This window comes from Micromonospora sp. MP36 (assembly GCF_008119785.1).
In the GTDB taxonomy this organism is placed as follows: Bacteria; Actinomycetota; Actinomycetes; order Mycobacteriales; family Micromonosporaceae; genus Micromonospora.
Window position 1 is genome coordinate 33858 of the sequence record NZ_VSFA01000024.1, and the last position, 21380, is coordinate 55237.

General features: G+C 73.4%; 8 protein-coding genes. 6 read left to right on the forward strand and 2 right to left on the reverse strand.

Annotation, left to right across the window (positions count from 1 at the left end; translation table 11 throughout):
• Positions 1-104: 104 nt before the first annotated feature.
• The 3 genes from FXF52_RS18335 to smpB all read left to right on the forward strand — a co-directional run bounded on the left by FXF52_RS18335 (position 105) and on the right by smpB (position 2527).
• Positions 105-1271, forward strand: a complete 1167-nt coding sequence (locus tag FXF52_RS18335) for a sensor histidine kinase (RefSeq protein WP_148798139.1) — start codon at positions 105-107, stop codon at positions 1269-1271.
• Positions 1268-1954: a response regulator transcription factor gene (locus tag FXF52_RS18340; RefSeq protein ID WP_148798140.1), complete on the forward strand. Its 687-nt coding sequence runs from the start codon at positions 1268-1270 to the stop codon at positions 1952-1954. The genes FXF52_RS18335 and FXF52_RS18340 overlap by 4 nt, the downstream gene beginning before the upstream one ends.
• Positions 1955-2041: 87 nt before the next feature.
• Positions 2042-2527 carry an SsrA-binding protein SmpB gene (gene smpB, locus FXF52_RS18345; RefSeq protein WP_148798141.1) on the forward strand — a complete coding sequence of 162 codons (486 nt, stop codon included), beginning with the start codon at positions 2042-2044 and terminating at the stop codon, positions 2525-2527.
• A 91-nt stretch (positions 2528-2618) separates the two neighbouring features.
• On the opposite strand, the gene FXF52_RS18350 is transcribed toward smpB, so the two are convergent.
• Positions 2619-12284 carry a calcium-binding protein gene (locus FXF52_RS18350; protein WP_148798142.1) on the reverse strand — a complete coding sequence of 3222 codons (9666 nt, stop codon included), beginning with the start codon at positions 12282-12284 and terminating at the stop codon, positions 2619-2621.
• Positions 12285-12506: 222 nt separating this feature from the next.
• Between FXF52_RS18350 and FXF52_RS41705 the strand changes: the two genes are divergently transcribed.
• On the forward strand, positions 12507-12650 hold the full coding sequence (locus FXF52_RS41705; RefSeq protein WP_187413572.1) for a hypothetical protein: 144 nt from the start codon (positions 12507-12509) through the stop codon (positions 12648-12650).
• Between the two features lie 163 nt (positions 12651-12813).
• Positions 12814-14046, forward strand: a complete 1233-nt coding sequence (locus tag FXF52_RS18355) for a glycoside hydrolase family 16 protein (protein WP_148798200.1) — start codon at positions 12814-12816, stop codon at positions 14044-14046.
• A gap of 82 nt (positions 14047-14128) precedes the next feature.
• Here the strand turns inward: FXF52_RS18355 and FXF52_RS18360 are convergent, their stop codons facing one another.
• Positions 14129-19927, reverse strand: a complete 5799-nt coding sequence (locus tag FXF52_RS18360; RefSeq protein WP_148798143.1) for a TIR domain-containing protein — start codon at positions 19925-19927, stop codon at positions 14129-14131.
• Between the two features lie 96 nt (positions 19928-20023).
• On the opposite strand from FXF52_RS18360, the gene FXF52_RS18365 reads away from it, so the two are divergent.
• A complete protein-coding gene (locus FXF52_RS18365; RefSeq protein ID WP_148798145.1) occupies positions 20024-21256 on the forward strand; it encodes an SLC13 family permease in 1233 nt (410 codons plus the stop codon).
• Positions 21257-21380: the final 124 nt, after the last annotated feature.

Below are 21380 nucleotides of genomic sequence, written 5' to 3' on the forward strand. Positions count from 1 at the left end.
GCCGCAGGCGCCGCCGGCGTCGGCTGCGGGGATCGTTCGAGATACCGCGGATGCGGTACGCGCAGCGCCGCGACCACCGCGCCGTGCGGCCCTAAACTTGCCTGGTGCGTTCGGGCTGGTGGAGGTGGCTACCGGCGGACGTGACCAGCGCCGGGGTGATGACGGCCGTGATGGTCGTCGCGGCGGCGGAGTCGGACGACTTTCCGGCGCGGCCGGTCGACGCGCCGGTGATCGCGGCGGTGGCGCTGGTCGGGAGCTGGACCGCCGCCGCGCGGCGCGTGCCACGGACCGCGCTGGTGGGCAGCTGCGCGAGCCTGTACGTCGCCCTGTTCTTCGGCGTGCCCGGGTTCTCCCCGGCGCTGGCGCTCGGCGTCCCGTTGTTCGCGGTGGCCTGGGCGGGATATCTGTGGTGGGGCGTGACGGCAGTTGTCGCCGTCCTGGCCATCGGCGTGCCGTTCCGCCTCCTCGACGCGGGCGCGGAGCCGGTCGGTCAGGTGGCGCTGGCGACCATGTTCGACGTAGCCCTGCTGGCGGTGCTGCTGCTCCTCGGTGACAGCCTGCGCAGCCGCCGGGCCCTGCGGGCGGAGGCGGTCGGGCGGCTGCGGATGGCGGAACAGGAGCACCAGCGGCGCCTCACGGCCGAGCGGCTGCGGGTCGCCCGCGACCTGCACGACGTACTGTCGCACACGATCGCCGTCGTCAGCATCCAGGCGGGCGTCGCCGCGGAGAGCATCGACAGCCACCCGGTGCGCGCCAAGCAGGCGGTCGAGCTGGTGCGCTCGGCCACCCGGGACGCCATGCTGGACCTGCGCAGCACCATCGCCGTCCTTCGCGAGGACATCGCGGACGAGACGCGGCGGGGCCCGACGCCGGGGCTCGCCCAGCTGCCGGATCTCGTCGACTCGGTCCGCTCGGACCGGCTCACCGCCTCGCTCAGCGTCCGGGGCGATGCGGGGCCCCTGCGGCCCGCCGTCGAGCTGGCGATCTACCGGATTGTGCAGGAGTCCCTGACCAACGTGCTACGCCACGCTCGCGCCACCTCGGTCGCCATCCTCGTCGAACGCGGCACCGACGAGGTACGGGTCGAGGTGCGGGACGACGGGCACGTTCCCGGCCAGTCGCCCACCGGCGGGCCGGTTCCGGGATCGGGCCTGCAGGGAATGCTGGAAAGGGTGGCCGCCCTCGGCGGCGCGCTGTCCTTCGGCCCGGTCCCGGACCCGCCCCGGGGGTTCGTGGTCGAGGCCCGCCTCCCCACGGGCGACGCCCGATGACGCTCCGGGTCCTGGTCGCCGACGACCAGGAGATGGTCCGGACGGGGCTGCGGACGCTGTGTGAGCACGACGGCGACATCACCGTGGTCGGGGAAGCGGAGAACGGGCAGGCGGCGGTTGCCCTCGCCCGGGAACGTCGCCCCGACGTCATCCTCATGGACATCCGGATGCCGGTGCTAGACGGGCTGGCGGCGACCCGCCGTATCCTCGCCGACCGGGACATCGGTCCGGGCGTCCGCGTGCTGGTGTTGACCACATACGAGCAGGACGAGAACGTCTTCGAGGCAATCCGATCGGGGGCGAGCGGCTTCCTCACCAAGGACGTCAGCCCGACCGAGCTGCGGGCCGCCATTCGAACAGTTGCCGCCGGGCAGGCCCTGCTCTCGCCCAGGGCCACCCGGTCGCTGGTGGAAACGTTCGTGGCGTACCCACCGCACCGGCCCGATCCGCGCCCGCTGGACGTGCTGACCGATCGGGAACGGGAGGTCCTCGCCATGGTCGGCCGGGGCCTGTCCAACCTCGAGATAGCACGCATGCTGTTCCTCAGCCCCGCCACCGTCAAGACGCACGTCAACCGGTCGATGGGCAAACTCGGGGCGCGGGATCGTGCCCAACTCGTGGTGACCGCGTACGAGACGGGCCTCGTCCGCCCCGGAGACCCTGGTTCCGCTGGACCGGGGTAGGGCCGGACACCGAGAGCGGCGTGCGCGGCGTGCCGCCCTGACCGTTCGCTTATCCTGCATGGGGCCGAGAGCACGGGGAGGTGGGGCGTGGCCAGAGAGACCGGACGGAAGCTCATCGCCTCCAACAAGAAGGCGCGGCACGACTACACCATCCTCAAGACGTACGAGGCCGGGATCGTGCTGGCCGGCACCGAGGTGAAGTCGCTGCGCGAGGGGCGGGCGTCGCTGGTCGACGCGTTCGCCCAGGAGCGCGACGGCGAGCTCATGCTGTACGGCCTGCACATCGCCGAGTACGGCTACGGCACGTGGACCAACCACCAGCCGCGGCGCACCCGCAAGCTGCTGCTCAACCGGATCGAGATCGGCCGGATCCTGGAGAAGCTGCGCGAGGGCGGGGTGACCCTGGTGCCGCTGTCGATGTACTTCTCCAACGGCTGGGCCAAGGTCGAACTGGGCCTCGCCCGCGGCAAGAAGTCGTACGACAAGCGGCAGGCCCTCGCCGAGCGGGACGCCAACAAGGAGATCGCCCGCGAGCTGGGCCGCCGCCTCAAGGGCGCCCGCCCCACCCGCTGACCCCACCCCGCCACGCCCACCCGAACGCGGCCTGGACGCAGGCGGGCCAGGGCTCGGCTCCCCGCTCGGGAAGCCGGGCCCTGGTGACCGGTCAGTCGGTGCAGGACGGTTCGTCGAAGTGCCCCGGGGTGCCCGGGAACGCGGCCCCGGCTCCCTGTTCCTTGTTGTCCCTCGGGTAGACGTAGGACAACTCCAGGAAGGCAGAGGTGCCCGCCGTAGTCACGTCGGAGGCGCTGCGACCCGCGCCGGTGGCCCAGGCCAGCCGGGTGAGGAAGTCCTGCATCGCCGGGCTGTGCTGGCGGACGTCGTTGAACCCGCCGTACGCCGAGTTGCAGTGGGTGAACAGGTTGTAGGCGCCGTTCCAGTCGAAGAGCCGGTCGCCGTTGTTCGGGCCGTTGGCGGTGACGTCGCCCTGGAGCACGTCCCGGTCCCAGCCGCCGTAGATCCAGTCGGTGCCGTGGTGGTGCTGGTTGTCGGCCACCTCGTCGTTGTCCAGGTTCGTCATCTCGAACCAGCGGCACGGGTCGACCGTCCCCGAGGTGAGGTCGACCGGCCAGGCCCCGGCCGCGCAGTTGCCCGGGTAGGCGCCGCGCGGACGGAAGTCCAGCAGGTCGGAGCTGAGCACGGCGGTCACCGCCGGGCCGCTGGTCGCCCCGGCACCGCCGAAGAGGTGGTCGACGTACTGGTCGTGGTCGCCCCGGGCGGCGGCGCTGAACACGCCGTCGACCAGGCACTGCGGGTTGGTCGCGTCGAGCGCCGGGTCGCAGCCCTTGCCGCCCCAGAGCACGTCCGAGCCCTCCCCGCCGAACACCTGGTCACCACCGCTGTCGCCGTTGGCGACGTCGTCGCCGAACCCGCCGTGGATGTTGTCCGCGCCGGCCCCGCCGCGGATGAAGTCACCCGCGCCGGCGGTCAGCCCGGCGTGCGGCATCGGCGCCGAGGTGGCGCTGCCGATCCAGGCGTCGCCGTCGGTGTCGTGCAGCAGGTCCACCCGCCGGTCGTAGTCGCCGGCCCGGAACCCGGTGAACGTCTCCTGCGGCACCGACGACAGGGTGGCGGTGAAGCCCAGCGTCGCCACGTCGTCGGCGTTGAGGTACTGGTTCACCACGCCGCCCCGGTCGCCCAGGATGGCGTCGGCGCCGTCGTCGCCGTACAGGGTGTCGGTGCCGAGCTCACCGACGAGGTCGTCGTCGCCGGCGCCGCCCCGGATCAGGTCGTCGCCGTCCTGACCCCAGACACCGTCGTTGCCGGCGTCACCGTAGAGCTGATCGTTGCCGAAGGCGCCGGCCGGCTCGCAGGTGGCCTGGGCGGTGGTGCAGAACCGGGTGGACGGGCCGGGCAGCGCCGGGTCGTGGGTCCGGGCCACCGTGGCGTCAACCGGCACCGCGCCGGTCGGGTACCGCTCGGTGTAGACCCGCTCGGCCGCCTTGCCGTCGACCGTGGTCACGGTCCGCAGCAGCGAACCGTTGTCGCCGAGGATCACGTCGTCCGCGCCGTTGCCCTCGACCACGTCCCCGGTGTCCCGGAAGCCCGCCGCCGAGCTGCCACCGATCAGGTCGTCCTGCCCGGCCGGGGCGCCGGCCCCGACCAGCTCGGCCGGCGGCGACGGCTCGCCCGGCCAGCCCGGGTCGGGCAGCGGGGCCACCGCCTGGCGGCCCGCCGCCCCGAGGGCGCTGTCGCCGCGGAGGTTGTCCGCGCCGCCGTTGCCCTCCAGGTAGTCGCCGTCGCCGTCACCGGTCAGCGCGTCGTCGCCGTCCTGGCCCCAGAGGGCGTCCACGCCGTCGCCGCCGCTGAGCCGGTCGCCGCCGTACCGGTTGGCGGTGGCCGCCGCCCGGTCCAGCAGCACCACGATCCGCGGCCCGAACGGGCTGCCGTCGGCGCCGAGCCGCACGGTCACCGCGGTCGGCTGCTCACCGGCGAGCGGGCGCAGCACCGCGCCGTTGTCGCCGATGACCGCGTCGGAGCCGGGTCCGCCGAAGACGGCGTCCGCGGTGTCCGGCTGGCCCGTGGTGGTCGCCCCGGTTCCGTCGTACGCGGTGCTGGAGCCGCCGACCAGGTCGTCGTCGCCGGCGTCGCCCTCGACCCAGTCGGTGCCCGGGCCGCCCTCGGCGTAGTCGTTCCCGGCGTCGGCGTGCACCCGGTCCGGTCCGCCCTGCCCGAAGATCACGTCGTCGGCGTCCCCACCGGAGATCAGGTCGCCGCCGCTGGTGCCGGCCGCCGGGGTGAATCCGAGGTCGAGCAGAGTGACCTTGCGCGCCCGGCCGGTCCGGCCCTGGGTGACCCGGGTCGCGTCGGTGGTGGCCGGCGTGAACCGGGCGTTGTCCCCGGCGATCAGGTCGGCGTCCGCGTCGCCGTACAGCTGGTCGCCGGTGTCCGGGCGGCCGGTGCCGGCGACCGGCTCCTGCGAGGAGCCACCGACGATCTCGTCGCGGCCGAGGCCACCGTGGATCAGGTCGGCGTCGTTGTTGCCCTCGAGCTGGTCGTCCCCGGCGTCGCCGTTGATCCGGTCGGCGCCGAGCCCGCCGTACGCCACATCGTCGTCCCCGCCGCCGGAGATCACATCCCCGGCACCGGCCCCGGCCACGTCCCCGGCCAGGTCCAGCGGGTACGGCCCGACGTCCCCGATCCGCGGGGTGCCGTTGTCGCCGACGATCCGGTCGGTGCCCTCCTCGCCGTAGAGGAAGTCCCGGCCGTCGCTCGCGCCGGCGACCCGCGAGCCGCCGTAGAGCACGTCCGCGTCCGGGCCGCCGAAGACCTGGTCGCCGCCCTCGTTACCCTCGGCGGTGTCGTGCCCGGCGTCGCCGTAGAGACCGTCGTTGCCGGTGTTGCCGAAGAGCAGGTCGTCACCGTCGTCGCCGTGCAGCTGGTCGACGCCGGCGCCGCCCCAGGCCCGGTCGTTGCCGCCGCCCAGGTGCAGGGTGTCGTCGCCGAGCTGGCCGCAGGCGCGGTCGTCGCCGGCACCGAGGTCGGCCCGGTCGGCGCCGCTGCCGGCCGAGACCACCTCGACCCCGGCGCCGCCGCGGATCAGGTCGGCCGCGCCCTGGTCGGCGGGGGCCGGCTGCGCGTCGGCGAGGGTGGCGTCGACGCACGTCTCGGCGGGCAGGTGCCGGTCACCGAAGACGGTGGCCCCGCCGTCCCCGCCGATCAGGTGGTCGCTGCCGAGCCCACCGACGAGCAGCTTGGTCTGCGACTGGGTGCCGGCCGGCAGCGGCTGGTGGGTGACCTGGCGGAACGGGCCGTACCCGTCGGTGGCGCCCGGCTCCCCCACCTGCGACGGCTCGGCGATCAGGTAGTCCTCGTCGGGGCCGCCGAACAGCTCGTCGGTGCCGTAGCCGCCGACCAGCACGTCGTCGCCGCCGTAGCCGTAGAGGCGACCGGTCTGGCCGTTGGCGGAGTGGGAGACCACCAGGTCGATGCCGGCGCTGCCGTAGACGGTGTCCTGCCCGGCGCCGGTGTCCACCTGGTTGGTCAGCCCGACGTCGCCGCTGCCGGCCTGGTCCACGTCGGCGGGAATCGCGGTGTCGTACGTGTGGATGGTGTCGTCGCCGCGGCCCCCGTTGATCGTGTCGCCGCCGGGGCCGCCGACCAGGGTGTTCTTCCCGTTGGGCCGGTCGTCGACCACCACGCCGAGCACGTCGTCGCCGCCGTTGCCGTAGATCCGGCTGGCGCCGTGCCCGACGGTGACGTGGTCGTCCTCGCCGGCCGTGGCGGCCGTGGGGTCGGTCAGGGTGGTCCAGTCGATCAGCCCGGTGAGGGTCTTGTCGCCGACGGAGGTGTGCACGGTGGTGGCGCCCCGGTCGGTGCCGCCGAGACCGCTGTCGCCGGCCACCACGTCGTTGCCGTCCCCGGTGGTGACGGTGTCCTTGCCGAGCCCGCCGGCGACCCGGCTGACCGTGCCGGGCGCCTCGGCGGTGACGATCACGTCGTCGCCGCCCCGCCCGTCCACGTACGCCGGTCCGGTGCCGGTGCGGATCTGGTCCTTGCCGTCGGAGCCGAGCACCACGGCGGTCTTGTCGAAGGCCGAGGTCTTCGTGCCGTCGCCGCTGGTGTCGCCGTCGCCGAGCAGCAGCACCGACAGCGAGATCTTGTCGGCGTCGGCGACCTGGTAGCCGCGCCCGTCGACCACCACCCGGGTCAGGGACGGGTCGAGGAACTCCTGCTTGCGGCCGAGAGCCTCGACCGCGAAGCCGTCGAAGTCGTCGCTGGCGCCCTCGGTGCCGGCGTCGGCGTAGTGCAGCGCGTACACCTTGACCACGTCACCGGCGTAGGTGCCGGCGCTGTTGTCCCAGGCCTTGTCGCCGCGCTGTTCCTGCTTGCCGAATTTGCCGGCGAAGACCACCAGGGTGTCCCCGACGGTGCCGCCGAGTTCCGGTGGTGGCGGGGTGCAGTCGGGTTGCGCCCGGAAGTCGAGCAGGGTCGCGTCGACCAGGGTGAAGTCGAAGGTCTTGGAGAACAGGAACAGGTCGATGGTGATGTAGACCTTGAGGAAGACCGAGAGCTGCCCGCTGGTGGTGAACAGGCAGATCGGGTTCACCCGCAGCCTCTCGAGAAATTCGCTGGTGCGGAACTTGCCGTCGTTGTTCGGGTCGTTCCAGCTGAATCCGACGGTCAGCCGGATGCCACCCTGGATGCCGGCCTTGACGATCAGCACGCTGACCTCGGCCCCGGCACCGATCTCGCCACGCAGGGTGACCACCGGGACCGGCTTGCCGGTGCTGTCGGCGGTCTTGAAGTACAGCCCGTCGAGCAGGCTGACGGCGTCGAGCTTGCTGCCGTCGGTGGCCGCCTCGACGGCGTGCCGGATGCCCGCGGTGTCCAGCCCGGCGATGAACCGGGCGGTGACCGAGGCGCTGCCGGAGAGGGTGACCAGCACCGGCGGCGGGGCGTAGACCGGGCCGAAGGACTGCCGCCAGCTGAAGCCCAGCGCCAGCGGACCGGAGTCGAAGCTGACCAGCTCAACGTCCTGGCCGAGCAGCAGTCCGAACAGGGAGCCCGGGTTGTCGAAGATCGGGAAGCTGAAGCCGGTCTTCTCCGCGTTGGACTTCTCCCCGGCGTTCTTCGGGGTGAACAGCTTCTCCCCGTCGTCGCCGGCGGCGTCATCGATCTTCCTCTTCACCTCGGCGGCGGACTTCGCCTGGGTGAACGGGTCGTCCCGCTTGATCAGGCTCTCGGCGGAGGCGGGTGACACCTCGGTGGTGAGCGCCTTCGCCGGGTCGACCAGGAACTGGCCGAGCGGGATGGAGCAGCCGGAGTCGCAGTCCGGTATCCGGTTCACGAAGGTGATCACCGCCCGCACGGTGTCCACGAAGTCCAGCTTCGGGCCGCCGTTGAGGGTGCTGAAGGTCTTGGCGAGCCAGACCAGGGTGATGTCCGGCCCGCCGGTGGCCTTCGACAGGTCCGACAGCACCGGGATGGGTGCGTAGAGGGTGTCGATGACCGGCTGGAGCGGACCGGTGACCGCCTTGAGCTTCGCCACGACCGGCTTGAGGATCTTGTCGAAGAAGGCACCCGCGTCCAGCGCGATGTCGGTGAAGGTGACCTTGAGCGGCGTGGTGACGCCGTCGCCAGTGGCGGTGAGGGCGCCCTGCTTGTGCTCCAGGCCCCACTTCAGCCCGAAGCGGGCGCTGATGCCGGGCAGGGCGGGGACGACCTCGTCGCCGGTGTTCACCACCGCCGCCAGCTTCCAGTCGATGTCGACCTTGGCGGTGAGGTCGGTGGCGAGCAGCGAGCCCAGGTCGCCGAACTCGGCGAGGGTGAGCTTGGCGTCCGGGTCGGCCGTGCAGTCCGCGGTGACCGTCGGGTCGAAGCAGCTCTTCTCCCCCGGCGAGCCCTTGAGGTCGATGCCGAAGTACGCCCGCACTAGCGGGTCGGTGCTCTGCTTGGTGGCGTTGACCTGGATGAACGCGAGTTGCGCGGCCAGGTCGCCGGTGGTGTCGAAGCTGCCCCCGATCTGCACCTCAGGCGTGGTGTCCCCGTCGTGGGTGGGGATGTAGAAGCCCTCGTCCCGGTCGAGGACCAGGTCCAGGTGCAGCTTCCAGCCGAGCTTGGCCTTGATGCCGTCGGCGGCGCCCCTCTTCGCCTTCAGTGACAGGCCGGGGATGCCGAGGTCGAGCGGCACGTTGGCCTCGGCACAGCCGGTCTGGCAGCCGCCGCTCGCGGACGGGTCACCCTTGGCCGAGGTGAGCTTGATCCGGACGGCCTGGAAGTCCTCCGGCTGGCAGGGGGTGGCCACCCCGGTGCGGCAGCTGACCTCGGCGGTGACGTTCTCGTCGACCGGCTTGAGCGCCTCCTTGAGCGCGGCGTTCAGGCCGGCGCTGTCCAGCGTGGCGTCGGCCAGCACCGGGCCGATCGCCGCCTTGATCTGCTCGCGGAGCTGCGCCACGAACCGCTGGCCCTGTTGCAGGTCGTCGCCGACCAGGGGCAGCTTGCCGTCGAAGCTGGCCAGCCGGAGCGCCTCCTCCACCTTCGCCAGGTAGCCGTCGATGCCGACGTTGAAGTCGGTGAGCTTCATGGTCAGGTTGGCGAAGCAGGAGTCCAGGTTCGGGGTGTTCGCCGTGGGCGTGAGGTCCAGGCCCATGGTGAACGTGAGCAGGTTGGTGGCGTCGGCCGGCTCGCAGTTGTTGACGAAGAGCGGGGCGCGGGCGCAGATCGGCACGTTGGCGCCGCCGACCCCACCGCCGCAGTCGACGCCCGCGGTGCTGAACTGCGGGGCCAGCCCGAGCAGGCCGCTGATGGGGCCGTCCTCGGTCAACCCGCCGAGCCCCACGCTGAGGTTGGCCTTGACGGTGGCGAAGTCGGGGTCCTTGCCCAGGTCGAGGGCGAGCGGGCCGACCCGGGCGGCGATCGCGCCGTTGGTGATCCCGCCGGAGACGGTGACGCTGGCCGAGGAGGTGTGGTCCAGGATCGGCGCGGCGTCCAGGCGCAACGGCAGCAGCAGCCCGAGCTTGGCGTTCGCCGAGACGTCGAGGGCGAAGGTGCCGGAGCTGTCCAGGCTGATCAGGTCCTTGCCGCCGCCCCAGCCGAAGGCGAGCGGACCGCCGGTGTGGAAGTTGCGCTTCCAGTCCAGCCCGATCCGCAGGAACGGGCCGCCCTCGCGCTGGTCCACGGTGAAGCTGACCCCGCTGCCCGCGCCGATGGCGTTGTTGAGCACGTCGAGGGCGTCCTGGAGATTGTCCGGTGGCGCGGCGAGGAGCCGGTCCAGCGCGTCGGCGAGTTCCGGCCGCAGCGCGTACGCGGTGCCGTCCGCCGGCTTCGGGGTGCCCGCCGCGTCGATCCGCAGCGTCTGCGCGTCCACCTGCTTCAGCACCCGGTACGCCTTGCTGCCGATCACCACGGTCCGCCCCTCGAGCCGGGCGTCGAAACCGGCGTCATCCTTGCGGGTGCCGTCCTTGAGCAGGAAGTTCGTCCCGTCGGCGACGAAGGTGACGTCCTTGCCGACGCCGCTCTCGTCCGCGCCGAGCAGCTGCCGGGCGGAGCGGCCGAGCAGCGGGATCTTCTTGTCCAGCGGTCCGCTGCCCGCGTCCGCCTGGGAGAGCGCCGCGTTGACCAGCCGGAGCGCCTCGACGACGACCGCGAAGAGCGCCTTGGGGTCGTTCGGGTCGAAGTCCACGGCGAAGAGCCCGGTCAGCCCGGAGGTGTTCACCACCGGGTCCTCCCCGGCCTTCCAGCTCACATCCACCCCGATGCCCTGTCCCAGGGCGCCGGTGTCACCGGGAACGCTGACCTTGACCCGGCCGGTGGTCTTCACCGACGCGGACGCGGCGAGCAGGGTGGTCGGCTCGGACTGCAGCCGGTGGAAGAACGCGCCCAGACTGATGTCCTCGGCCTGCTTGAACTTCACCTCCAGCATCCGCTGACCGGCGGCGGCCGGCCCGACGGACAGGTCGCCGCCCAGCTTGACCTTGAGGAATCCGGCGGTGGCGTAGAAGTCGACCCCGGTGGTGATCGGGAAGTCCGCGGTGAACAGCGGCACGGCGGGATCGGTACGCAGCAGCACCCGGTCCGCGTTGGCCGCCGGGCTGCCGAGGTCGTCGCGCAGGTCGAGGACGAGGGTGAGCGCGGCGCTGTAGCGCGGCTTCACCTTGGCGAAGCTGGCCTGCGCGTTCGCCGCCCGCAGGCCGACCTTCTTGTCGTCGTCGACCGGGTCGGTGAGCGTGCCGGCCAGCTCGACCGCGCCGATGTTCGGGCTGGACCCGCTGATCACCCAGACGCTGTCGTTGGCCGGCTGGCCGCCGATCCAGTCCTGCACCAGGGTGACGGAGTTGGCGGTGTTGGCCGCGACGGTGCCGGCGGAGGTGCCGGCCACCACCCGCTGCCCGACGAGGTCACCGGGGGTGAACCGGTTGCCGCTGACGCTGAAGCCGTTGGCGGTGAACGTGGCACCGCGGCCGGAGAGCGAGGCCGCGCCCGGGTCGAGCGGCACCTCCACGGTGGACTCCCGTTCCAGCTTGACCCGGAACGCCAGCTTGTCGCCGGCGAAGGAGAGGTTGTCCACGGGCAACCCCTCGGCGGCGAGCAGCGCGAGCAGCTCCTGGATGGAGCTGAACCTGGGCTGCCCGGCCAGGGCCGGGTCGTCCTTGGTGGGATCGAACTGCGGGTCGTCCGGCCGCGGGTGGACGTACTTCTTGAGGAAGTCGGTGAGCTTCTCGTTGACCTTGACGGCGTCGGCGAAGGTGCCGCGCAGGAACGGCAGGTTCAGGTTGCCCGCCGGGCCGCTCTGCTGCACGCCGCTGAGCAGGGTGGCGAGCTGGGCGAGCCCGGAGGCGAGGTCGAGCGGGCTCATGTTGCGGAACTTGGCGATCGTCTCGTCCAGCCCGGTGGTGGTCACCGTCGGGCTGCCGGCCGAGATGTCATTCCAGTCGATGTTCACGGTCGCCGCCACCGCAGGCAGGGCGAAGGGCACGCCGGCGGTGGCCGCGCCGAGCTTGATCACGCCGTGCACCGAGCCCGGGCCCGGCTCGGTCTCGGTGTCGGAGATCCGGCCGCCGCCGGATCCGTCCAGCGCCACCTGCGCCAGGCCGGAGAGGGAGCCGGCCGCGGCGAGTTCACCGGTGCCGGCTCCGGCGGGCGTGTCGAAGGCCAGCCGGCCGTCGCCGTTGGGGTCGGTGACGGTGACCTTGAGGTGGGTACGGGCGGTCAGGGTGCTGCCGGCGGTGAGGGTGACGCCGAGGATGCCGACGGAGGCGGTGGCCTTGTCCAGGTCGGCGCGCAGTCGCGCCGCCGCGTCGATGTCGATCCGTGGGGTGTCGCCGTCGCGGACCAGGTAGGTCTCCCCGGCGGCGGTGTGCCGGGCGCGCAGGTGCAGGGTGGCCCAGCCGGTGACACTGACCGCCTTGGCGAGGGTGATCCCGTTGACGGTCAACTCCTTGTCGGCCACCTCGCGTTTCGTGGTCAGCAGCACGTCGAGCAGGTGGTCAGCGCCGCTGGTGGTCACCGAGCTGGTGAGCCGGGTGCCGCCGCCGAGGTCCACGTCGTCCTTGGTCAGGCCGCTGGCCAGCGCGTCGGACGCCGTCTTGGCGAGCTTGTCCGCGTCGACCAGCGCGCCGGGGCTGACCCCGAGCAGGGGCAACGGCTGGCCGAGCTGCCCGATCTGGGAGAGTCCACCGTCGGCCCAGGTGGCGGTGCGGGACATCAGGGACTTGAGCGCGGTCTCCCACGCCTCGTCGGCGTGGGCCGGCGCCGCCGTCCACACCAGCGCCAGCGCGGCCGTCAGGACCGCCGCGATCGCCGCGGCCAGCAGCCGCCGTAGAGCCACCATGAGCCACCTCGTCCAGTTCGATGGCCGTCACCGACGGCGCTGGTCGGCGACAGCACATCGATCGCGGAAGTTGCTCACAACGACTGTGTCGGGATGGTGACACAGCGTTGAGCCATTCGGTCGAGACCCTCGATACGGCCGGCCCGAAGAGACTGTGCTCGCGGATCGGACTGCGCCCGCCGCGCCGCGCCACCCCCGTCCACCAGCCCGCCGGGAGGCCTCGTGCCGCTATGGACCAGTGCCCTGCGCACCACCGCTCGCCGGCGTCACGCTGCTGGCCACGTGGCGGCGCCTGGCAGCTGGAAGGTGTACGACGCCGCGATCAACGACACCGGCACCCTCACCGGTTGGAAGCTCTCGCTCTGACCCGGCTGTGACGACGGCCGCCGCCTGCAGGACGCCAGCGGGCGCGGCCACCGCCCGGGGGGGCCGTGTCCCGGCAGGGGATCCTTCCCAATTGCTTCGTTTGGCGTCAATATGTCAGGCAGGTCCCGCAACCGCACCCGGCCGACCGAGGGGAGGTATCCGTCTGCGCAGCATCCGCGCCATCGCCGCCGTCGCCCTCGCCGGCGTGGGCCTCACGGTCGCCCTCACGGTGACCACGAGCACCCCCGCCGCGGCGGCGCCCAGCGCCGTCACCTGGGCCGACGAGTTCGACGGGGCGGCGGGCGCGCCGCCGGACGCCAGCAGGTGGCGCTACGACATCGGCGGCGGTGGCTGGGGCAACAACGAGCTGCAGTACTACACCTCGAGCACCCGCTACGCCGCCCTCGACGGCAACGGAAACCTGGTGATCACCGCCCGCCGGGAGAACCCGTCCGGCTACTGGTGCTGGTACGGCAGCTGCCAGTACACCTCGGCCCGGCTGGTGACCGCCGGCACGTTCACCCAGGCGTACGGGCGGTTCGAGGCGCGCATCAGGATCCCCCGGGGGCAGGGGCTCTGGCCGGCGTTCTGGATGCTGGGCAACGACATCGCCGCCAACCCGTGGCCCGACAACGGCGAGATCGACATCATGGAGAACATCGGCCGCGAGCCGTCCACCGGGCACGGCAGCCTGCACGGGCCGGGCTACTCCGGTCGCAACGCGCTGACCGGCCGGACCTCGCTGCCCCGCGGCCAGGCCCTCGCCGACGCGTTCCACACCTACACTGTCGACTGGGCGCCCGACTCCATCACCTGGTACCTCGACGGCGTGGCGTATTCCCGCAAGACCCCGGCGGACGCGGGCGGCGACCGGTGGGTCTTCGACCACCCGTTCTTCATGGTCATGAACGTGGCGGTCGGCGGCAGGTGGCCCGGCTCCCCGGACGGCAGCACGGTCTTCCCGCAGGCGATGGTCGTCGACTACGTCCGGGTCCAGGCCTGGGACAACGCCGGCGACAACGGCACCCCAATCGTCGGCTTCGGCGACAAGTGCGTGGACGTCGCCGGCGCGAACATCGCCAACGGCACGGCCGTCCAGCTCTGGACCTGCAACGGCACCGCCGCCCAGCGCTGGAGCTGGCACGCCGACGGCTCGGTGCGCGCCCTCGGCAAGTGCCTCGACGTCACCGGCGGGTCGACCGCCAACGGCGCCCGGGTGCAGCTCTACGACTGCAACGGCACCGGCGCACAGCGATGGGTGTTCACCTCCGCCGGGGACATCGTGAACCCGCAGGCCGACAAGTGCCTGGACGCCACCGACGTCGGCTCCGTCGACGGCACCCGACTCCAGATCTGGGACTGCACCGGCGGCGCGAACCAGAAGTGGCGACGCTGAGCGGACCCGGCCCGACCGCCTCCGGCCCGGCGCGCGAGTCGCGCCAGGTCACCGACTGACGCGACGCGCCGGGCCGGCTCGCTCAGAACGGCGCGTCCACCGACAGCCGCCGCACCTGCGTGAGGTACGGGTCCAGCTCCCCCACCTCGAACCGGCAGGTGCCGATGACGTGCCAGAACTGGCCGCCCGGGTCACCGTCCAGTTTGTACCGGCCGTCGGGGCTGACCGCGGCCCAGCCGTCCGGCAGGCCGATCAGGGTGGTCCGCAACTGCGCGTGCTCCGGGTCCGCGACGTCCCACAGCCGGACGGTGCCGTCGTCCCCGGCGCTGGCGAGCAGGCTGCTGTCCGGGCTGAACGCCACCGACCAGACCCGCCGGGTGTGCGCGGCCAGGGTGCCGTGCAGCCGGCCGGTGCCCGGATCCCAGAGCCGGATGATCAGGTCGTCGCCGGCGGTGGCGAGCAGCGCGCCGTTCGGGCTGAACGCGCAGGACCAGAGCCGGCCGGTGTGCTCGGTGAGCACCGTGCGCCGCTCGCCGGTGAGCACGTCCCACACCACGGCGGTGCCGTCGTTGCTGGCGCTGGCGAGCAGCGTCCCCTCGGTGTTGAAGGACACCCCGTACACCCGGTCGGTGTGGTGTTCGAGGGTGAGCCGGCAGGTCGCGGTGGCCGCGTCCCAGAGCCGGACGAGGCGGTCGTCGCAGCCGGTGGCGATGGTCTCGCCGTCCGGGCTGAACGCGACCGCCCGCACCCGCCCCTGGTGCGGGGTGAGCGTGGCGAAGTGCCGGCCGGTGCGTCGGTACCAGAGCCGTACGGTGTCGTCGTCGTTGGCGGTGGCCAACGCGTCGCCGTCGGGGCTGAACGCGGCCGCCCAGACGTGGTCGGTGTCCACGTTGAGTTCCCGCTCGTCGACGCCGGTGTCGGTGTTCCACAGGTGGACCCCGCCGTCGCCGCTGGGCGAGGCGACCAACGACTCGCCCGGGCAGAACACCGCGGAGAGCAGCCGGTCGGCCGGGCTGGCGAGCTGCCGCACCAGCCGGCCGGTGCGCGGCTCCCAGAGTCGTACCACGCCGTCGTTGCCGCAGGCGGCCAGCACCTCACCGTCGTCGCGGAAGGACAGCGCGGTGACCCGCCGGCCGTGCCCGCGCAGGGTGTGCTGGAGCTGCCCGGTGCGGACGTCCCACATCCGGGTGGTGCCGTCGTTGCTGCTGCTGGCCACCTGCGCCTGGTCCGGCCGCCAGACCACCGGCCAGACCGAGCCGCGGTGCCGGGTCAGCTCGTGCCGGGGCTGGCCGTCGGCGGTGTCCCAGAGCTGGATGGCGCCGTCGCTGGCGGCCGTGGCGAGCAGGCTGCCGTCGCCGTTGAACCGGACGCTGTAGATCGCGCCGCGCTGCCGGCCCAGCACGCGCACCGGCCGCCCGGTCTCCACCTCCCACAGGCGGATCGCGCCGTGGGTGTCGCCGGTGGCCATCAGCGCGCCGTCCGGGTGCACGTCGAGGGCGTACACGTCGGCCTCGTGGCCGCGCGGCTGGCGCAGCAGCTCGCCGTCGGCGGCCCGGCGGATCCACACCCGGCCGTGCTGGCCGACCGCGACCAGCGACCGGCCGTCGGGGGTGTGCACCACCCGGTAGACCACCTCCGGCTCCCGCGCCTCGAAGGCGAGGTCGCCGGAGGTGATGTCCCAGCCGCGGATCACGCCGGCGCTGTCCACCACCACGACCCGCCGGCCGTCTGGGCTGAACGAGGTGCCCCAGATGGGCGCGGCGTGCCCGGGCCACTCCTGACGCAGCCGGGCGGTCCGGGTGTCGTAGAGGCGGACCACTCCCGCGGCGTCGCCCACCACCAACCGGCCCCGCGCCCCGTCGGTGAGCAGCGGCCAGACCCAGCCGGCGAAGACGTCCTCGATGACGTGCCGCACGTCGCCGTGGTCGGCGTCCCACAGCCGTACGGTGAGGTCGGCCGCGCCGGTGACCAGCTGGTGCGAGGCGGCGTCGAAGCGGACCGCGTACACCCGCCCCCGATGGCCCTGCAGGGTACGCACCGGCAGGCCGCTGGCGGTGTCGCAGATCAGCACGCCACCGTCGTCGCTGCCGACGGCGAGCACCGCCCCGTCCGGGCTGTACGCGACCGGCACCGGCAGCCGGCCCACCTCGAAGCCGTAGGAGACGCCGACGGCGGGTGGGGCCAGGCCCGGCGCCACCGGGCGGCCCGGGGCGACCACCGCGCCACGCAGCTCCGGCGCGCGCAGCAGCGCCGGGTCCGCCGTCACGTCGATCAGGGCGGCCCGGTGCCAGCTGCTGCCGGTGATCTCGGCGCCGCGCAGGTCGGCGCGGAACAGCCGGGCGCCGGCCAGCTCCGCCCCGCGCAGGTCGGCGCCGGCCAGCCGGGCCTGGTCGAGACGGGCGCCGCGCAGCCGGGCGTGCTCCAGCCGGGCCTCGGCCAGGTTGGTGGCGACCAGGCGGGTGTCGGTCAGGTCGGCGGACGTCAGGTCCGCCCCGGTCAGCTCCCGGTGGGACAGGTCCTCGCCGCGCAGCACCGCGCCGCGCAGGTCGGCCCGGTCGGGCAGCCGCAGCCGGGCGCTGAGCCGCAACGCGTTGGCCCGGACCGTCTCCCCCGCCGTCTCGTCCCCGAGCATCCGGGAGGTCCAGGCCGTGCACCGGGCGGGGTCGGCGAGATCGCCGAGGAACTCCACGGTGAGCGCCGACAGCGGGCGCACCGCCAGGGCCGCCGGCTCTTCCCCCCGGTTGATCTGGGCGGCGATCCCCTCGGCGACCAGCCACTCCATCACCGAGGTGTGGATGAACCCGAACAGGCCGTCGTCGGTCCGGATCAGCAGGCTGCCGGCACCGACCGCGTGCACCGCCTGCGGCCCGGACAGCCGGGACTCCGCCAGCCCGGCGAGCTGGCCAGCGGTCTCGGCCAGCTCGGCCAGCCGCAGGTAGGACTCCCCGCTCTCCCAGAGCTGGAACGCCAGCCGGCTCACCGCGTGCCACAGCTCGGGGCGGCGCAGGCTCACCGGCGCCCCGGGCACCCCCTGGGTGCGCCGCTCCTCGAAGTCCAGCCAGGACTCCAGGATCTCCCGGTAGAGCGCCGCCGCGCTGAACGCGCCGCCGGCCCCCGCCACGGCCGCCAGCCGACCCTCGTCCAGGTTGGCGATGAAGCCGAGCATCCGCGGGTTGCGGGACAACCCGAGCAGGTCCTTCACCCCGGCGAGCAGGTCCAACCGCTGGCGGGCGGCCCGCTCGTCGCCGCCGTAGCGGTGGCGCAGGAAGGTCTCGATCTGCCCGGGGGTGAAGTCCTCGATGGCCAGCACCCGGCGGTGCGGCAGCAGCCCGACCCGCTCACCCAGGGCGGTCAGCACCTGTGAGTTGGTCTTGAAGTGCTGGGTGCGGCTGCTCACCACGATCTTGGCGTTGCCCTCGGCCGCCTGCAGCAGCGTCTCCAGGTGGTCGGCCGCCCGGTCGTACGTCACCCGGGCCACCAGCTCGTCGAAGCCGTCGAAGAGCAGCACGATCCGCCCCTGGCGGAGCATGTAGCGGAACGCCTTGAGGTCGATCACCTGCTCGCCGTGGTTGGCCAGGTGCGCGGCCACCAGGCCGTCCACCGAGTGCGCCTTGTCCAGGGCGCGCAGCTCCACCAGGATCGGGATCAGGTCGGGAGCGGCGGTGGGCAGCCGGCGGGCCACCTCGCGCAGCGCGAACGTCTTGCCCCGGCCGAAGTCGCCGAGTACCAGCACGAACCGGCCGTCCGGCGCGGAGGCCAGCTCCAGCAGCTCGTCCACCACGTCCTCGCGGACCCGCTGGTCCGCGCCGACCAGGTGCCGGTAGCGCTGCGGCACGTACTGGCCGGGGGGATAGAGCCGGTCGGCCTGGAGCCGGGCGGTCTGCGCGGCCACGTATTCGCGCAGGTCGAGCAGGCCCTGGAACTCGGTCAGGTGCAGCACCCGTACGCCGCGCCGCTGCGCCGCCTCGGCCAGCCCGCGCGGCGCCCGGTCGCCGTCGTAGACCAGCTCGGAGGGGATGTCCGGGTCGGTGGCGTGCACCCGCCGGGCGAAGTGGTCGACGTCCGCGGGGGTCGGGGTGCCCACGTGCGCGCCGACCCGCTGCTGCCGGATCACCCCGTCGGACCGGTAGGTGACGAACAGGTGCGGCGGCTCGGCCGACACCCGGCGGACCAGCACCCGGTCGTGCCGTGCCTCGCAGACCTCGGCCAGCCGGTCCAGCAGCCGGTCCAGCGGGGCCGGCGGCACCACGGCCGGCGCGGCGGCCCGCCCGTCGGCCGGCGCGGCCTGGGTGGGCCCCTCGGCCGGGGTGGGCAGCCGCGGGTCGGGCACCTGGGCCGGGCCGGTCGCCCCGAACGTGGCCGCCGCCCGCGGCCAGGCGGCCGCCGTCGGCTCGCCCACGTCGTGCCGGTCGTCGCGGCCGAGCACCCAGCGGGTCATCCCGTCGGCGGCGAGTCGCAGCACCTGCGCCCGGCCGTCGCGGGAGGCGGTGGCCACCGGCACCACCGGGTCGACCCGCGCGCCGGACGCGGCGTCGGACAGGAGCAGGTTGAGCATCGGACCGACCAGGCGGTGGAACGAGGCGCGGTCGCGCAGCGTCACCCCGTCCGGGACGGCCAGCTCGTCGGCGTACGGGGTGCGCCCGCCCGGGGCGTGCGCCATTGCGCCCAGCCGCAGCCAGCCGGACTGCTGGTAGTGGCGCAGCCGCTGGGCGAACCAGGTGGACTGGGCCTCGCCCAGGAAGCCGTACCGGTCCTCCTCACGGTGGGTGATCGCGATGGTGGAGTTCAGCCCGGCCACCACCACCCGCAGGTCCGGCACCGGGAACAGCGTCCACGGCTGCTCGCTGTCGAAGATCCGGTCGTCGAGGCCCTGGTAGAGCTCGTCGAAGAGCCGGGCGTAGTGCCGCCACTTCGGCCAGTACGGCGGCTGCGGGTCGACGTCGTCGGCCTCGCAGGTGGCGAAGTAGGCACGGCTGGCCGCCATGGTGACGTCACGCGGGCCGGGCACCACGACCAGGCGGTGCGGCTCCAACCCGAGCAGCACCCGCAACCCGGTGAGAAAGGTGAGCGCGTCGGAGAACTCGCGTGGGCTGCCCGACTCGGTCAGATTGCCGGCCACCACCAGCAGGTCCGGCCGGGGTACCCCGTCGTTCACCAGCAGGGTCAGGTCACCCATCAGGTGTTCCTGCAGCTCGCCGGGGGTGACCGGGGCGCCCGGCTCGATCACGCCCCGGCCGAAGCGCGGCCCGGCCACCTGGAGCACGGTCAGCGTGCCCCGGGTCGCCGGCACGGTCGCCGCCGCGGGCGGGAACGGCGGCGGGTTGATCGGCGTACGCCGGGCTCGGCGCGGCGCGGGCGGACCGGCGACGGGTGCGGCGAGCACCCCGGCCGGGTCGGCGGGATGGTGCGGGAAGGCCGGTTGCCGGACCGGTTTGGCCCGCCCGTCGAGCGCCTCGCCGATCCGGTCCAGCACCCGGGCCCGCGCCTGCCCCGGGTCGGTGACCCCGACCAGGTCGACGTACGTGATGGTGGCGAGCAGCCCGTCGATCGGGCAGTCCTCGACCCGGACGGTGACCAGCTTGTTGCCGGTGCCGTCCGGGTCGGCGCGCAGCGCGGCCTGCCACTCCAGCTTCCCGTACGTGGAGTGCAGGTAGCGTTCGGAGAGGACGGCGACCACGACGGCCGCCTCCCGCACCCCACGGTCCATGAAGTCGATGAAGTTGGTGCCGGCGACGAAGTCCCACGCCTGGAGCAGGGTGCGGTAGCCGGCGGCCTCGAACTCCCAGGCCAGCCACGTCGCCCAGCGCTCGTCGGCCGGCGAGTAGCTGATGAAGAAGTCGATGGGGCGGTCGGACCGGGTCGGGTGCGCGCCTACAGCCACCCGGCCATTATGGCCACCCATCGTCAATTCGTGGACACCCTCGGCAGCCGTGTGGGGCGCCGCCGGGCGGGCGCGCGTGTGCGAGGATCACGGGTCGTGGAGACCGTCGGCGAGCCACCGTCCGCCGCACCGGACCGATCCCGTTGGGGCCGGCTGCACGTACTGGACTGGATCGCGATCGGGCTGGCCGCGGGTGGCGTCCTCTGCGTCCTCACCGGACTGCTCCCCCGCGCGGACGCCGAGGCCACCGTACGCCGGATCCTCCCCATCCTGATCTTCCTCGGCACGGTGGTGGTGCTGGCCGAACTGACCGCGGTGGCCGGGGTCTTCGACGCGCTCGCCGCTCGGGTGGCGATCACCGCGCGGGGGAGCTACCGCACGCTGTTCTGGCTCTGCGTCGGCTTCGCCTCGGTCACCACCATCGCGCTCAACCTGGACACCACCGCCGTCCTGCTCACCCCGGTGATGATCGCGCTGGCCCGCAAGCTCGGCGTGCCGCCGACGCCGCTGGCGATGACCACGGTGTGGCTGGCCAACACGGCGAGCCTGCTGCTGCCGGTGTCCAACCTGACCAACATCCTGGCCAGCGACCGGATCGGGCTGGCACCGGTGCCGTGGGCGGCCCGGATGTGGTGGCCGCAACTGGTCGCCATCGTGATCACCATGCTGCTGCTGTGGTGGTGGTACTGGCGGCCGGCGCGGGCCGGCGCCGATCCGTTCGTCCCACCGCCGCCGCACGTGCCGCCCGACCGGGTGCTGTACCGCACCGCGTTCGGCGCGTGCCTGCTCTTCGTCGCCGGGATCCTCGTCGGGGTCGAGATCGGAGTCGCCTCCGGGGTGGCCGCGGCGATCCTGGTCGCCGGTTTCGCCCTGCGCGCCCGGCGCAGCCTGACGCTCCACCTCGTCCCGTGGCGGCTGCTGGTGTTCGTCACCGGGCTGTTCCTGGTGGTGCAGACCATCGGCCGGCACGGCCTGGACACCGTGATGGGCACGCTGATCGGCACCGACCCCGGCGCCGAGGGTGCGTTGCGGGCCGGCGCCGTCGGCGCGCTCTTCGCCAACGTGGTCAACAACCTGCCCGCGTACGTGGCCGGCGAGGCGGTCATCGCCGTCGACCATCACACCCAGTTGCTGGCCCTGCTGGTGGGCACCAACGTCGGGCCGCTGGCCACCCCGTGGGCGTCGCTCGCCACCCTGATCTGGTACGAGCGCTGCCGGGCCGCCGGGGTGGCCGTCCCGCTGGGCCGGTTCGTCGCCACCAGCGCCGTCCTCGCCGTGCTCGGCACCACGGCCACCGTCGCCGCCCTGCTGCTCGGCTCGCCGGCCTGACCGCGGCTGCCTCGGTCCGTGAGTTGACTGCCCGGCACCGAGCCTTCGCCGGTCACCGTGGCCCAGGCGCCCCGGCAGCCACGTGCCGCACGCCGCCTGCCGCATGCTCTTGACCAGCCGTGAC